Source organism: Ferruginibacter profundus, from assembly GCF_054783275.1.
Map to the genome: position 1 here is coordinate 1,268,673 of NZ_BAAGQW010000001.1, position 16,832 is coordinate 1,285,504.

General features: G+C 39.9%; 9 protein-coding genes. All 9 read right to left on the bottom strand.

What is annotated here, in order from left to right:
* Positions 1–23: 23 nt before the first annotated feature.
* Positions 24–3,152, bottom strand: a complete 3,129-nt coding sequence (locus tag ACYVM0_RS05375) for a SusC/RagA family TonB-linked outer membrane protein (protein WP_460553612.1) — start codon at positions 3,150–3,152, stop codon at positions 24–26.
* Positions 3,153–3,694: 542 nt separating this feature from the next.
* Complete coding sequence (locus ACYVM0_RS05380; protein ID WP_460553615.1) at positions 3,695–3,883, bottom strand: helix-turn-helix domain-containing protein; 189 nt, start codon at positions 3,881–3,883, stop codon at positions 3,695–3,697.
* Positions 3,884–3,898: 15 nt separating this feature from the next.
* The gene (locus ACYVM0_RS05385; protein WP_460553619.1) at positions 3,899–7,819 is read right to left on the bottom strand and encodes a hybrid sensor histidine kinase/response regulator; all 3,921 of its coding nucleotides are present in this window, start codon (positions 7,817–7,819) and stop codon (positions 3,899–3,901) included.
* A 219-nt stretch (positions 7,820–8,038) separates the two neighbouring features.
* Positions 8,039–9,460, bottom strand: a complete 1,422-nt coding sequence (locus ACYVM0_RS05390; RefSeq protein ID WP_460553622.1) for a hypothetical protein — start codon at positions 9,458–9,460, stop codon at positions 8,039–8,041.
* 113 nt (positions 9,461–9,573) lie between these two features.
* Positions 9,574–10,752, bottom strand: coding sequence for a glycoside hydrolase family protein (locus ACYVM0_RS05395; RefSeq protein WP_460553625.1), 1,179 nt, complete (start codon positions 10,750–10,752; stop codon positions 9,574–9,576).
* A gap of 18 nt (positions 10,753–10,770) precedes the next feature.
* Positions 10,771–11,964 carry an alginate lyase family protein gene (locus ACYVM0_RS05400; protein WP_460553628.1) on the bottom strand — a complete coding sequence of 398 codons (1,194 nt, stop codon included), beginning with the start codon at positions 11,962–11,964 and terminating at the stop codon, positions 10,771–10,773.
* Between the two features lie 11 nt (positions 11,965–11,975).
* A complete protein-coding gene (locus tag ACYVM0_RS05405) occupies positions 11,976–14,447 on the bottom strand; it encodes a glycoside hydrolase family 2 TIM barrel-domain containing protein (RefSeq protein WP_460553631.1) in 2,472 nt (823 codons plus the stop codon).
* Positions 14,448–14,628: 181 nt separating this feature from the next.
* On the bottom strand, positions 14,629–15,138 hold the full coding sequence (locus ACYVM0_RS05410) for a hypothetical protein (RefSeq protein WP_460553634.1): 510 nt from the start codon (positions 15,136–15,138) through the stop codon (positions 14,629–14,631).
* 22 nt (positions 15,139–15,160) lie between these two features.
* Complete coding sequence (locus tag ACYVM0_RS05415; protein ID WP_460553637.1) at positions 15,161–16,819, bottom strand: RagB/SusD family nutrient uptake outer membrane protein; 1,659 nt, start codon at positions 16,817–16,819, stop codon at positions 15,161–15,163.
* Between the last annotated feature and the right edge of the window lie 13 nt (positions 16,820–16,832).

The window sequence follows — 16,832 nt, forward strand, 5'->3', positions numbered from 1 at the left end:
ATAAATGTTTTAAAAATGATTAGTTACAATTTAATTTTTGCGCCAATGATAAACGCTTTTGATTGCGGGTAAGTTCCTTTATCAATTAATGAAGTAGATTCGGGATCTAAACCGGTATATTTTGTACTGGTCAACAAATTCTGGCCGGATGCATAGAGGCGCAGATTTTTCCCTTTAAAGATTGCTGTATTGAATGTGTATCCCAATTCAATGTTTTTTAACCTTAAATAAGAAGCATCTTCAATAAATACACTGGATACATTACCACCACCATTGTTATTAAAAGTTACTCTTGGAGTGGTATTGCTGGTACCTTCGCCATGCCAGCTATCCAGTACAGATACCATGGAATTAAACGGGCGGCTATCGTAATTTAAAATTTGTTTCAGGTCATTATACCTGTCTACGCCGTGAACACCCTGGAATAAAAAAGAAAAATCAAAGTTTTTATAATCGGCAGAAAAAGAAAAACCGTAGGTGAGTTTTGGAATGGGATTGCCGATAAAAGTTCTGTCATCTGCATTAATTTGTCCATCACCATTCAGGTCTTTAAATTTAATATCGCCGGGCTGTGTGCCATTGGCATTAGAGAATAAAGTTTTGGTTACCTCTGCTGCATTTTGATAAATACCATCAAACACAAGGCCATAATAAGAACTGATGGCCTGGCCCACTTCAGTTTTGGTATGTGTACCATCATCAATAATACTTTTTACAAACTCATGTAATTTATCTACACGATTGGTTAATGTGGCAATGTTGGCATTGATACCAAACCGGAAGGCATGATCATTATTCTGGTAATGCGTACCAAATTCAAAACCTTTATTGCTTACCTCACCGGCATTAACATAAGTTCTGTCGATAACCCCTACCGAAACTGCGGGTAAGCCTACTGTTAATAAAATGTCGTTGGTATTTTTTACAAAATAATCGGCAGAAAAAGACAGTTTATTTTTTAAGATGCCCATGTCAATACCGATATTCGTTTGTGTAGTTGATTCCCATTTGATGTCCGGGTTGCCATAGCGTACAATATTAACCACGCCACCTGATTCTGATACCAGTGTTTCATAAGCATTGTTCGGAATTTCCTGGTTGCCGGATTTACCCCAGCTTCCTCTTAATTTTAAATTGTTTACCCAATTAATATCCTTCATAAAATCTTCGTTGGAAATTACCCAGCCTGCAGAAACAGAAGGGAAATACCCCCATTTATTATTGGGCCCAAAACGTGAAGAGGCATCTGCCCTCATTGTTGCAGTAGCAAAATATTTATTGTTGTAACCATAAGTACCCGATGCAAAGAATGACAATAAAGCAAAACTGTTTGCCGAACCTGAACTGTATGCATTGGTGGTACTGCCATAATCTAAATATTGAAAAGCGGAAGTGGCATTATTAAAATTCTGCCTGCTGCCACCAATTGCTGAGGACTGGCTGGTGATATTTTCGGTACCCACCATGGCATTGATACTATGTTTCTGATGAATTGTTTTTAAATAATTAAGTGTATTCGTAAAAGTGAACGTCATACCTTCTCCCCTGTTTTCATCTAAATTATTGGGCCTGTTATTTCTGCCCATACCATAATAAGGATTGGTGTTGTCGCTGATATTGGCATCGCCAAAATTGGCAGCAAAATTTTTGTTGTGACTGAAGTTGATATCCACACCAATACTGCTTTTAAATTTCAATGCTTTGTCTCTCAAAAAAGAATATTCGCCGTATACATTACCAAAGGTTTGATACGTATTGCGTTTATCATTGGTAAAATGAACAATCGCTATCGGGTTGGAACTGAATTCGTATATCTGGCTCCAGCCGTTATTATTGCCGGTATAAAATGGAAGATCGGTATATGGATTACCTGGTGTATATCCTGCATCAGTTGGATTTTTATATACGCCTATAACCGGCGGACGAATCAATGCATGACGAATGATACCGGGCACATCGCCACTGGATGATAATTTATCCTGTTTGGCATAACTCACCTGTAAATTAGTTCCTACTCTAAAACGATCGGAAAGATTGGAATTGATATTAGCCCTGAAATTAAACCGCTGGTATTTATCATGGTCTTCCACAATGATACCATCCTGGCCAAAATAACCTGCAGAAATTAAATATTGTGTATTTTCTGAACCACCGCTTGCAGATACCTGTACGTTTTGTGATTTACCGGTATTGAATAGTTCTTTTTGCCAATTGGTATTAGCAAGATTTTTATTGTTGATCCTGTCTGCAGCATAAGGACTAACAGCATTTGCTGCATTACCTGCAGTATTATGCCATGCCATATCTTTTACAGTTAAGTACTGATCGGCATTCAACATTTCAGGCAGATTGGTTGCATTGTAAAAACCTGCGTTATACTCTACATTAATAACTGATTTTCCTTTTTGCCCGCTATGGGTAGTAATTACAACCACACCACCTGCAGCCCTTGAACCGTAAATTGCAGTAGCTGATGCATCTTTTAAAACTGTAATTGATTTTACGTCAGATTGATTAAGAAAAGAAATATCACGGGTAGCAACGCCATCCACTACATATAATGCATCGTTTACGCCAAGCGTACCTTCGCCCCTGATCCTCACTTTAATACCATCGCCGGGTGCCCCGGTATTGGCGGCAACAAATACACCGGCCACCTGGCCCTGTAATGCCTGCGCTACATCGGCTATTCTTGTTTTAGTAAGGTCTTTCATATCAACAGTAGCAACGGCACCAGTGATAGAAGTTTTCCTCTGGCTGCTATACCCAACCACAATTACATCATTAAGGGTATTGGCTACTGTTTGTAATGTGATCACTAACTCGGTGCGGCCGGATACTGCCAATTCCTGTTTGGTAAATCCAATATGACTGATCTCTAAAATGGCGTTTTCGGGTACGGTTATTTTAAATATACCATTTGCATCGGTTGTAACAGATATGGCTGTATTCTTTGCATGAATGGTAACACCGCTTACCGGTTCGCCGGTGGCAGAATTAACTTTACCGGATATGGTGATATCCTTAACTGTTGATTGTGCGGTTACGGAAAGTTGCAATAAAGCAAATACCATAATGCAACAACTTAGTTTCAAACCAAAGTATAGTTGCTTTGGAAAGAAATGAAAGATAGTGGTGCGTCTTTTTTTCATAATTGCAGTGTTTTTATATGTAGAAAAAATTGATGTTTGAAAAGAGCGGAGCTGAAAATGCCGGAATTGCCGGAAAAGAAAAAATGATTCGTGGTATATTTTGCAGTATTTGTTACCGCCATAATGGCTGACAATTGTTTGGCTTGCCATACCAGGAAAACTCTTGTATAGCATACAAAAAAGAAAACTAACGGTAGTAAAAGGAAACCAGATAGCATTAGCAGCAATTGAGAAACAAAGCTACCATTACAGGCAGGCCGGGCTTATACACTATGCTTGCATTTTAGTGTACTATGATTACATTTTTGCTTAAAAAGCATGCTTTTTGGTTTTTAAAATGATTTTTTATTTTGAGCCTGAAGAAAAATAATTGCGATAATGCAGCCATGAATTCAACAATCGGATGGCGTAATAGGTACTGCATTAATTGCATATTTAAAGTAAAGGCTGATCTGCTCAGGCAGGTTGCCTTTATGTCATACCACATTCTGCAGAGCAAAATAAAAATCCATCGTCATCCTTCAATCCGTGAGCTTATTTTATTATACAGTTTGCTGTTCCCTGTATTCATTAGGCGCACAATTGTACCGTTTTTTAAATTCCCTGAAAAAATAAGATTGGTTATTAAAGCCGGTACGGTAAAAAATTTCGGTAACATTTAAGCTGGTAGTTACCAAAAGACCGGCGGCCTGTTTAAGCCGGATATGTTTAATAAATTCTCCCGGCGTCATACCGCTCAGCGTTTTTTATTTACGGTACAGCTGCATTTTACTCATGCTGAAGTTTTTTTCCAGGAATACCGCATTCAGTTCGGGTTCGCCCAGGTGCTCTTCAATAACCTGCACCAGTTTCAGCAAAAATTCTTTATCCCCTGCAGGCAGGTCCGTTTCTGTTAGCAGTTCATTGGTTTTATCATTATTAAACAGGTCCAGTAATTTCTGCCTGTTTTCAAGCAATTTGCGGATACGTAATTTTAAATGCGCCGTATGAAAAGGCTTTGCAATATAAGCGTCTGCTCCTACTTCGTATCCTTCCATATGATGCTCTTCGCTACCCCTTGATGATAAAATAATAAAAGGAACATGGCAGGTGGCCGGTGTATTTTTCATTTTATTACACAGTTCCAGTCCGCTCATGTTGGGCATCATCACATCACAAATAACCAGGTCGGGAATTATTTTTTCTAAAAGCTCCAGTGCATTTCTTCCATCCGCAGCTTCATATATAATGTAATCGTCCTTTAAAATATCATTCAGTAAAAAACGGATACCTGGTTCATCTTCTACTACAAGAATATTTTTTCGCCTGGTATCCTGCAGGTTTTCGATGATGGCCTGTTTATTAATTTCAACAGTTGATACAGGATGAACCGGTTGTGCATAAGCAGTAATGGTACGGTATAAGTAAGAAGGCTGATCGCTGATCACATGCTTATGCTCTGTTGCCTCAGCCGTTTCTTTTATCAGTGGTAGGCATACTTTAAATATGATCCGTTCATTTTCGCTGCTGGCACTGATACTGCCATTCAGCAGCGTAACCAGTTGCCGTGTAAAGGCCAGGCCAATACCTGTCCCGAATTTTCCACTATCCGCTGTATTGGCACTAACCACATAAAATTTTTCGAATAACTGATCCAGTTCTCCTGCCGGTAAATCCACACCGGAATTGATTACCGTTATTTCCAATTGACGGTTATGCGTATTTTCAGCAGCAGAAAAAATCACCTGCTCATTTTTTCCTGAATGTTTAAAAGCATTGGATAAAAGATTAAAAATGATCTTTTCAATTTTATCTTTATCCACCCATCCCATCATTGCCGGTGCAATATTAATTTCATACTCCATTTTATTTTGTTCACTTAACGGAATAAACGGTTCGGCCAGGTTAAGCAGCAATTCTGATATATTCAAATAACTAAACTGGTTCTTAAAAAATCCTGCTTCCACTTTTCTGAATTCGAGCAGCTGGTGAACCAGGTATGTAAGCCTTGATGCCTGCTGGTGTATCAGCGATAAAAAATAAGGTTTATCCTTCTGGTCTTTATCTGTTGCAGAAGTATGTAAAAACCGTTCGGCACTTCCCATGATAAGGGTTAAAGGAGTTTGCAGTTCATGAGCGATATTGGTAAAAAAACCCAGCCGGTTCTGGTGTATCTCTTCTTCTTTTTCACGCAGTACATGCTCTACTGCCAACTGGTGTTTTATCTCCAGTTTATTTTTACGGTACCGGTAAAATATAAAGATGAATACAGATACCAGTAAAGCATACCCTAAATAAGCATAGGGAGTAAGCCAGAAATATTGTTTCACATCCAGGGTCATCAGGGCTAATTCTCTGGCCCACAAACCTTCTCCGTTACTCCATTTTATCTTTAATGCATAATTGCCCGGCGGTACATTACTGTATACAATCTTTCCGTTGGTGCCGGCGTAGTGCCACACTTTATCATATCCTTCCAGGTAATAGGCATATTCACATTTTTCTGCGTTTAAAAAACTAACCGCCTTTAAATCCAGCTCAAAAAAATTATCCCGCCTGTTGATAACAAAAGCAAGTGGTTTACCAATGGCGGAATCCAATACTGTAAAACCATTTTCACTTACTGTTTTTCCGCCCATTGAAATGCCTGATACCAGCAGGTTGGGCTGCCATAAGGATTTACGTATGTGCTGGGGTAAAAAATGATTGAAGCCATAGGTGCCGCCAAAAAAAATATTTCCGGCATTATCTTTCCATACGGCGCCGTCGCAAAACTCGTTGCTTTGCAAACCATCCAGTTGCTGGTAATAAGAAACTTTCTGATCGGCCTGGTTCACTTTGGCCAGTCCTTTATTAGTACTTACCCAAATTTGCCCTGTGCTATCTTCTTCAATGGCATGAATGGTATTGTTGGGCAAGCCGTTGGCAGTGGTTAGTTTTTGAAAGCGTGGTTCTTCCTGTAATGCAGCTGCATTGTTGATCCAGTTGAGTCCGTAACTGGTGCCGATCCATATCCTGTTACGGCTGTCTTTATATAATGACAATACATCGTTGTTGGAAAGGCTTCCTTCATAGGTGAAGGCCTTAAAAGTTTTAAATGCTAAAGTGGTTTTATCCAAAAGACTTAAGCCTCCGTAACGGCAACCGATCCATAAATGATTTTTATCCCCGTCAACAATAGAATAAATGATATCATTGGCCGGGCCGGAATTATTATTGTTGTAGGTAAACCTTTCCAGGAAAGCGAGTGACAATTTTCCTGCTTTATCCCTGTTAATTTTCAAGTGTATCAAACCATAACCGCTGGTACCCAGCCATAATGAATTATCAGCATCCTGTTTAATAGCATACACTGATCCAAACTCTGGATAAGCATCATGCCCGGCGATGGCAGCCCATTTATTAAACTGCCTGGTTTGCAGATCGTATACACCGATCCCTTTTCCGTCGGTACCAATATAAACCAGTTCATCTGCACCTTTTTTTAAAACATATACCGCATTGTTATCCAGCTCGGCAGGAGCCGAAAAATATTTTTTATTATAGGAAACAATTGTATCAGACCAAAAATGCTGAAAACAACTTATACCACTTCCCTTTGTACCTACCCACAGATCGCCATTAGCTTCGCAAAATGTTCTTACAGACTTGTTGTAAGGCATCCCATTATCCGAAGTAGTAACCGTACCAAAGGATTTTGTTTTGGGATAAATTTTTATAATCCCGTTTCCATCGGTGCCATACCATAAAATATCCTCGCTGCCCGATGCCCAGGAAGTGATCCTGATATCCTGCATTTGCGCTGTTTCTTCCCTGAGAAAAGCGGAAGGTTGAAAAACAGCATCATACACATCATAGCCTTTGGAAGACCAGGCCAGCATATAATGCCCTTTATAAAAAGTAATAGCCGTAAGTGTATGCTTCATCTGCATCACCTGTTGCTGCTGTAATGTATTGTTAACAGAAAATAGCTGATCGGCACCATTGCTGAAAAAAAAATGGCGGTTTACGATGAAATAATTATTAATAAATTTTTCATCATGAAAAGTTTTCAGTTTTGTAAAATGCCCGGCATTCCCGGCATAAACTTCCAGCTCTCCTTTTGAAGTTAATAACCATAACCGGTTGGCCTCATCAAAAGAAAATTTAGTAATAGCATAATTTTGTTTAGGCAGATTGCAGGCCCTGAATGTATCCGCTGCTTTATCATATAAACTAAGCCCGGTTTTTTGATTGAGGCAATACACCCTGCCCGCTGTATCTACAGCCAATGCATACTCCTGTTCGCTTACTTTGCTGCGTTGATATTGATTATAAAAATAATTATAAAATTTACCTGTTTGTTTTTCGTATCTCGATATGCCTTCAATTGTAGTGATCCAGATATTGCCTTGTTTATCTTCTGTTACCTGCTGAATAACATTGCTGCCAATACTTTTAAAATCATTTTCCTTACTGTAGTTAAATACATGAAAAACGCTGCCATCATACATATTCAGGCCATCCCAGGTGGCTATCCACAATAAATTACTGGCATCTTTAAAAATGTAATTGATAGAGCTGTTGGAAAGGCCATTCCTGTTATCGTAGTGCTGTACAAAAAAAGGATCATCAGGCTCGGCAATAACTTTCTGCCCAAATAATATCAGAAAAAGAAAGCCGCAAAAAAACCGGAGACTTTTCTTCATTAGCGTAACTGTTGATTAAAAAATACAAATTTATTTCATTGTTAACAGGCAAATCCTGCATGTGGAAACTTTGGTAAGGTAAGCATATTAAATTACAGTACTTGTTAAGACCATCCATCTGCACCTGGTCAGCAATTGACAAAATAGCTAAAAAAAAAACGGGTTTTGAATTTCTTCAAAAGCCCGTTGCAAAAACAATTTTAGTGGTATAAGACCCGTTTATTTTTTCAGTAACCGTTCATTCAATTGCGCCATAAATAAAGAAGCCGGTTGCAACCCTGTTTTGCCCTGGCCTTCCCACACTGTCATAGGCCTGCCTTTAAATCTTCCTTCGTAGGGTATGGCTTGTAAACCGATCACATAATTTTTTCCTGATACCCATGGGTCCTGTATGGCAGCTTTTGCCGCAGTACAATGCCAGAAAACCTGTGTAACGCCGGACCATCCATGGCCCGTGCCCCAGTTGCCCCTGTCCTGTGCATTTATTTCGCCATCTGTAACAATATTATCATACAAAGTACCCATTGCCCAGCGATGATGAGGCCCGATATCGGCATGTGTATGTTGTGCAGTACAATTATAAAAAACATTGGGACCTGCAACTTTTGCACCGGTAACATAGTCATGCCTTCCTTCGCTGGCAAAACAATTCATGAATAAATTCATTTGCCCGTCATTGTTAAAAGAATAGCGGCGGCCACCGGTTATTTGTGATTTTGCATCCAGGCATTTGCAATGATCAACAGTGATCCATTTACTTTGATTGCCCAGGTTAACACAGGAGTAACCAAAATATTTTGACGTAACATTGGTGATCCATCCGTTTTCAATACTATTGAAACTTATTGCATCCCAGCCGTGGTTTTCAGCAGTATCAGTTTCAAATTCAGATTCCAGGTACAGATTTTCTATTCCGCATCCGGATATCCTGCCATCAAAATTATATTTGAATATTTCACCGCCTCCATATTGTGTTTCCATTGACATTACAACAGGATTGTCGATAGTAATCGTATTGCCCGAGATCTTAGTGATGATCCTTTCAAACTTAAGGTCATATTCTGCAGCCGTCCACTGTCTGGTATCAGATTTGGGTTCTATCTTATCCATTTTAAGATCGGTGATCCATTTATCAGTTCCCGGCCTCAGTACAATAATATTATCCCCTTCCTGCAATCCTTCTGTATTGGTTACAGTAAATGATTTTGTGCCTGCGGGCACGTATGCATCAACAATCTTTTTTCTTGTACCCGTTACTTCTTTAATACTACCGGTGCCGGATACTGCAATAAGGCTATGTTTTTCATTGCCTGTTGCAATAAGTTTTGTGGCATCACCTTCTCCCCGTAAAATAATTCCCGATGCATTTACTTTTAGTGTGCCCTGTATTTTATAAATGCCTTTGGTTAATAATATAGCCCCTCTGAAACCATCTTTACCAGGCTTTGTATTAGTCAGTTCATCAATGGCATGCTGAATTACTGCAGCGTCATTATTGCCTGCAGGAGCAATTGTTTTTACCACAGCAATATGCGGTATGGCAACATCTCCCCTGTAATAACCTACCCTGCTGAAATCGGGGATGACATTTCCCTTTGCATCGGCAATATATTGCAGCTTTCCATCAGCTTGCAATTTCACTAATGCCGATTGCCAGTTTTGCTGCGCAAACAATGTTGTTAAGCAAAAGGACAAGACAATGACCAATAAAATTCTGTACTTGCGGATACGCATGATGTAATTCTGTTTAAAAATTATTTTACTTTTTTTGATCGTAATAACGCTTCTAAATAATAGTAATCGGCGTAGTTAATCGGTACATCAATTTCGCTTTTTGCCGGCTTATTGCCTGTGCTGTGCAATAAAATAAAACCAAAATTTTCACCCATAGCAGAACGATAATTATTGGTGAGTGATCGTACAATTTTATCCGCTGCAATTCTATATACTTTACTTTGTTTGCTATACCTGCTTAACTCGTACAAAGCCGATGCAATAACAGCAGCTGCTGATGCATCCCTCGCCACATCGGGAATTGCAGTATCATTAAAATCCCAGTACGGCACAGCATCGGCAGGTAAATGTGGATGCTGCAAAATAAAAGCGGCAATACTATCAGCCTGTTGTAAATATTTTTTGTCCTTTGTTTCCCGGTAACACATGGTAAAGCCATACAATGCCCAGCCTTGTCCCCTTGCCCAGGCTGATTCATCTGCAAAACCCTGGTGGGTCATTTTCTTTTTAGCTTTGCCGGTTATGGTATCGTAATCAACCACGTGATAAGAACTAAAATCTTTTCTGAAATGATTTTTTAAAGTAGCATTGGCATGACTGACTGCAATATTATAGAAGCGTGAATCGCCGGTTAAATGTGTAGCCGCAAATAATAATTCCAGGTTCATCATGTTATCAATAATAACCGGATAATCCCATACCTCTGCATGATGATCCCATGAACGTATAGTGCCCGTTTTTTTATTGAACCTTGTGGCTAATGTTGTAGCAGACTGAATGATGACTGCTTTATAGTGTGCATTTTTAGTAAGGCGATAGCCAATACCATAGCTATTGTACATTTTAAAACCCATATCATGGGTACCGCCATTAAATTGTTCTTTCTCCAGCAGCAATGTAAAACTATCTGCTTTGTCTTTCCATTTTTTATTACCGGTAAGTTCATACAGGTACCAGAGCTGGCCTGCAAAAAAACCGCTTGTCCAATCTTTAGATGGTACCAATTTTAATTTTCCGTTTTCAATAGTACGTGGTGACACCAGGTCTGTTTTTCCATCTTTAGCCAATGGAATATTCTGCAGCATTACTGTTGTTTGTTGTTCCGCCGCCGCAATTACTTTTGAAACATTTATTTTTTGCGCATTGGTAACCAGTGTTGTTATTACCAATAAAAATGTTGTTACCGATCGTACTATCATAAGTATTTTACTTCAGTTTTATTTAAGCCAGATCAATGGGTTTCTCACCGGGAGATTCCTGATCACTTCATTTTCAGTTGGTGCATGATCCAATGCCTTCCAGGTTTGTAACCAGTAATTGTTTGAAAACCGCTGTGCTGCAAAAATTAAAAATGGTTGTGCCACGGGCCAGTTATCCCAATACATCACATCCTTTTTATAAGGCCATTTGTTCTTGTCTTTTATAAATGGATATAAAAAGTCCACTGCATTTTCAATTGACTTGCCTGCAGATGTTTTGTAGGTCCATAAATCATCCTTTGCTGTTGACAGTACCTGGCAAATAGTAGCCATGGCATCTAAATTAAAAACAGAATAACCGTAAGGCTTGGTTCTTTTTAATTCCAAAGGAAAACTTCCGTCATCAGCCAATTGCTGTGGAAGTAATGTATTTTTAAATCTTGCTTTGCAAAAATTCATCAACGAATCGTTGCCCGTGAACCTGGCAAATACCGCCACCTGCATTACCCAGCAAGTGCCATGATTATTTAATGCAGCCATTTCATCTTTACCATATTGATGTGTGGTAACCCATTGCAGGTATTGCGAAAACCAGTTTTGAATACCCTTCCATGTTGTATTGTCAATACATCCTGAATGCTGCATTACCTGTAAACCCTGTGCCACTTCTATCAATTGAATAGCATCAATAATGCCAATACCACGGCCCGTGGCACGGCCGTTTATAGCCTGTGCATATAGAAGCGAGGGATGCATAAAAGTTGCGGTATCAGTAAACCATGCTTTGCAATGTTTAATGGCATGGCAGGCATATTTTTGATTACCCGTAATTGTATAAGCCGCTGCCAATGCACCCACGATCTTGCTGAAGCGTATCATTGCCTGCCGGTGTGCGGTAAAATTGCCAGGATTGGTCATACCATCCCTTTGTATATAAGGGCTGTCAGCATTTGCAGGATCAGGCCACCAGTAATCACCTTCAGAATAAAAATCGTGTTTGCCGCCTTTACTTCTTGCTGCAATGTTTGCGGTTACTGTAACAGGTATTTGTGTTAATGCCCATTCTGCATCTTTTGCAATTTGCTGTTGCAGCGTTTTTATCACTTGCGCCTTTACACCAGTATGGCCATTTATTTTTTGTGCATTTAAGCTGCTGCAAAATCCACAACAAATAACAAGCAATAAAAATTTTATGGTGATGTTTAATCTCAATTCTTTTTTATTTATTCGTTGCAATTAATAAAGGCTGTTGGTAACCCGGCGGATTGTACGCTTACTACATTTTTCCCTCCGGCTGTTTGTATTTTAATCAAAGCCCTGCCATTATACAGCTGTACATATCTTGCAGCATCCGGTGTGCCCATATTATCAATCAATTTACCATCTCCTGTTAAATTAAAACGAACCCAATTTGCTGCATCAAGGCATTGCACATTTTTATTATCAAATAGTTTTACCTGCAATACAGCGATGCCATTCGCTTCACTTAATTTTTCCAACACCAGCTTTGCAGGCTTATCCCATTTTTCTGTCTGGTATTGAAAGCTGATTGCATCTTCCACAACCATCTTCCCTTTTTTAGCAATTACTTTTACCTGGTTCATCCCTTTAAGTAATACTACCGGCCAACGCAAACCGGCAGCAGGAAAATCCTGGCTGTTACGTTTTTTTATACCAACACTTTTTCCATTTACAAATAATTCTGCTTCATCACAATTGGAATATACTTTTATCATTTTCTCTTCACCTACATTACCCCAACGTACCGGCCATGTGTGTCCGTAAATATGCGCCATTGGCTTTGCTGCCCAGTAAGATTGAAAAACATAGAAGGCTTCTTTTGGTGTACCATCTCTTGTTACCACTCCTTTCTGGTTTACATAAGGCACAGGATTATCCGGACGTATCGGTGTAGAAAAATCTTTAAAAGCCCATTGGGCTGTGCCCGATAACCATGGCATTGTTTCCTGTTCTTTCAAATGCCAGTCCATTAAGTTACAGATATAGGATTCACTCCAGTCCCCATCTTTGGAAACCCTTGCTGCGCCACCGATCAACGAAGCATCGCCTGCACGTTCATCAGCAGATCTTCCTCCTTTTATATTTCGTAATGCATTATCCGGGTTTTCAGAATGACGGCCGGCATGGCTGTCACCACCCCACTCCACATGCAGAAAACGATCAACTTTATCAAACTCTGTTTTTGAAACCTCCTTGTAATCTGTATAAATGCCGCGGTACCATCCTGCCCAGATGGATGGAGAATATACATCCACAATATCTTTACAAAAATCGCAACGGCGTATGGCAGTTTTTCTTGTGCTATCCAATTGATGTGCCTGCTGATTGAGTACGGTCATGAATGCCCTGATCTTTTCTTTGTCAAACTCCGGAAAATCGCCGGGCCAGTCATTTTCATTTCCTAATCCCCATACAATTATTGCAGGATGATTATAATGCTGCTCGATCATATTGGTAAGCATTCTTTTCGCCTGTGCTTTATATACGTCACCGCCCAGTCCGCCCCTGCACCAGGGAATTTCTTCCCAAACCAGAATGCCCAGGCTATCGCAAAGCTGTAATATGATCCGTGATTGCTGGTAATGCCCCAGGCGAATGAAATTTACACCCATGTCCTTCATCAGCAACATTTCGGTACGCATCATTTCTTCCGTCATTGCAGCGCCAACACCTGCATGATCTTCGTGGCGGTGTGTGCCTTGTAACAATACACGTTTACCATTTAGCAGGAATGGTCCCTGCTTTAAAAATTCAAAATTCCTGAAGCCAATATGTTCTGTTTGCGTACAGGTTCCTCCTGCAGAAGATAGAGTAAGCGTTACCGTATACAGTGTTGGTTTTTCAACCGACCATAGCTGTGGTGATCTTATTTTGAAATTACAAACGTCAATTGTTCCCTGCAAATCGCTGATCTTTTTTTCTGCCTGTTGTATTATTTTTCCTGCCGGATCAATTAAATCCACTTTGATTATGGCGTTATCTGCTACAGCTGGATGGTACAATCCTGCTGTGACATGCAGTGTTGCATATTTCCCTTCTTTATCCACTTCTGCCAATGCAAATAATTTTTCTACCGATACTGCAGGTGTATACACCAGGTTAAGGTACCGGTAAATTCCTCCATACAAATTAAAATCAGAAAGATTGGAGGGAATCATTTCTACATCCCTTGAATTATCTGTACGGATGGCAACGGGAATTTTATTGCCGAATTGTTTTTGAAAGATTGCTGTTTTTTTAAAAGCCAAGATCGCATCAGTTATATCCACCCTCCATTCATCGTAGCCACCAACATGCTCTCCTACCAACTGATCGTATACATACACTTTTGTTTTTTGTCCTGCACCTTCAAAATGTAATAATGTTCTGCCATTAGTGTAAGGATTTTGTATATCCAGTTGCGTACGGTACCAGGCGGCGCCCTGGTAATAATTGATATCCGGATCAACAGCATCTGTTGCATTTACGCAATGTGGTAAACTAACAGATTCCCATAAAGGAAGTGTTTCCGGTGCCCCTTTTTCTGCCGGACGAACCACTTCATAGATACTCCCCACATCCTGCCGCAGGTATTGCCAGTTATTGATGAGCCGGATTGTTTTTTGTGCCGGCGCAGCTGCCTGAATCAGCAACAAACTGCAAAAAATGATTGCCTGTATACCTATTTTCTTCATGCTGATAATTTATAAGACTATTCAGAGTATTTTTCATTCACTTCGTGAATAAAAGTTGCCACGAACGACACTAATTAACACGAATGAGATTTTATATTATTGTGCATTAGTATCATTCGTGGCAACAAAAACTACAACGTAGTTGCTTACATATTCAGGCAATTTTAATCAGGTGATAATTTTAGTTGATCTGTACGGGCCTTCTGAAAGCAGTTGAAAATATATCCACATCAAACTGGCTGGTGATATTATCCAGCATCTGTACTTCAAATTTTCTAACACCGGGAGCAGTGTTGTTTAATAACTTGATATAGATAGTATCCATGGCCTGCCTGGCTTGAGGGAATACAATAGTGTATGTGGTATCTGCCGATTGTATCACTGCCCCATTCTTATCAACGATATTGTAATCAGTGCCACGCACAGCCGGTGTGGTAATGCCTGCAGTAGTAACTGCATATTTGGCCACTGCATCATAACTGCGGGTAAAAGTAGAATAAAACTGTACCGGAAATTTCAGCAATGCGGCCTGGTTCCTGGTAACAGTAACACCGGTATTGTTATTAGGAACAAATATCGCATAGTAATGATGTTCCAGTTCGGGCAAACCAGCAGGAACATCTTTTTTTTCGCAGGCAGTAAATGTAATAATACCTGCTGTTACAATAAAAATATATAGTAATGATTTCATGTTGTTAATATTTTAAAAGTTATTACCAGTTTGGATTCTGTACCACGTTACCGCCACTTAATGATATTTCATTGATGGGAATCGGATACAGGTAGTCCCTGTTCACTTTAAATGACCTTGTGCTGGCAGGTTCAACTATCAATACGTTATCACTGTTAAGATTTAAACTTGATTGATTAGTACCCACCCATTCTGCCGCAATAAACTTAGCGCCCAGTAAGGTTTGTGGCAATACCGTTTCAGCAGTTTTCCACCTGATAAGGTCATCATAGCGGAATCCTTCCAAAGCTAATTCCACAGTTCTTTCCCTCCTGATCTCTTCTCTCATGCTCAAGTTATTGGCTGTTACAAATGCATTGGTCAGTTTCGGTGCAAAACCAACTCTTGTTCTTAATGCATTAACAGTAAGATTAAGGTCTGCATCGCTGATAGTACCGTTCAATTCAAATTTTGCCTCAGCATAAATAAGCAGTACTTCTGCATAACGAATGAGTATCCTGTCTACTGTTGCGGCATTGGTAATCGTCTGGTCAATGGTGTTGAACATTTTTTTAGGCGCAATGGCTGTTCTAATACCCAATGAAGTTTTAGGTATCCATGGACCCTGGTAAGCTACTTCACCTGCCCTGAAATAAGTGAAACCAACACGTGGATCTCTATTATCTAAAATTGTGTTGTAACTGGTTTCGGTATTTTCGGGAACAAATAAAGGAGAGCGTGTAGCCGATGCTGTGGTACCATCCACATTAAATGCCGGAAGTCCGTCGCTGTATAAATATTCACGAACCAGGTTACGGGTTGGGGCTAACTGCCCGTTCTCCATATTCCTCGATTGATTATGCCCCAGTAAAAGATTGGCATTGCTTACGCCGTAAATTTTAACAAAAATGTTCTCGGTGTTAGCCTGGCCTTCACCTGCCTGTATAAATAAACCTCCGTAATTGGGAAATAAAGTATGCCCTTCTCCCATTACATTGGTGGCTGCAGTAACAGCAATATTCAAATGGCTTTGCCAGTCGGCAAGGTTGCCATGAAATTTGCCTCTTGTTCCTTCGTACAATCCCACCCTTGCTTTTAAAGCCCATGCGGTGCTTTTAGTAACCCTTCCCCATTGTGCAGCTGCAAGGTCTGCTCTTTTGGGCAACCATAATGCAGCAAAATCCAGGTCATCATAAATCGCCTTTACTACGTCGGCCCTTGGTGTACGGGGCATCGTTAGTTCGGGAGAAGTGATCTGCAATGTTTTTAACAACAAGGGCACATCACCATAAATTTTCAATAATTTAAAATAAGAGTAGGCCCTGAAAAAACGGGCTTCGGCAAAATAGCGGTTTTTGATAACATCAGTAACCTGTGCCTTTACACCCTTCTCTAAAATATTATTGGCAGTAAAAATTTCAGCATAACGGTCATTCCAATCTCCGCTCTGGTTGGGTACCGACCTGTTACCCGTACTTACAGCATTGGGTGTTGTATTCAATGCATCATCTGCCCTGTTGTCGATCCAGTCGCCGGGTAATTGCTGGTACAGGCGGTTAGCAGCATTCATCAGATCTGTTTCCGTATTCCAGAAATTAGCGTCCGTAAATTCTGTTTCGGGTAAACGTTCAATTTTTTTACATCCACTGATCAATAAACCAATGGCAAGTATATATAGTGGTAATTGTTGTAGCTTTTTCATTTTGCTAAGTTGA

Bases quoted from the DNA above. Each gene is read 5' to 3' on its own strand.
- ACYVM0_RS05375 (WP_460553612.1), bottom strand. From the start codon at position 3,152: ATGAAAAAAAGACGCACCACTATCTTTCATTTCTTTCCAAAGCAACTA.
- ACYVM0_RS05380 (WP_460553615.1), bottom strand. From the start codon at position 3,883: ATGACGCCGGGAGAATTTATTAAACATATCCGGCTTAAACAGGCCGCC.
- ACYVM0_RS05405 (WP_460553631.1), bottom strand. From the start codon at position 14,447: ATGAAGAAAATAGGTATACAGGCAATCATTTTTTGCAGTTTGTTGCTG.
- ACYVM0_RS05415 (WP_460553637.1), bottom strand. From the start codon at position 16,819: ATGAAAAAGCTACAACAATTACCACTATATATACTTGCCATTGGTTTA.
- ACYVM0_RS05395 (WP_460553625.1), bottom strand. From the start codon at position 10,752: ATGATAGTACGATCGGTAACAACATTTTTATTGGTAATAACAACACTG.
- ACYVM0_RS05385 (WP_460553619.1), bottom strand. From the start codon at position 7,819: ATGAAGAAAAGTCTCCGGTTTTTTTGCGGCTTTCTTTTTCTGATATTA.
- ACYVM0_RS05410 (WP_460553634.1), bottom strand. From the start codon at position 15,138: ATGAAATCATTACTATATATTTTTATTGTAACAGCAGGTATTATTACA.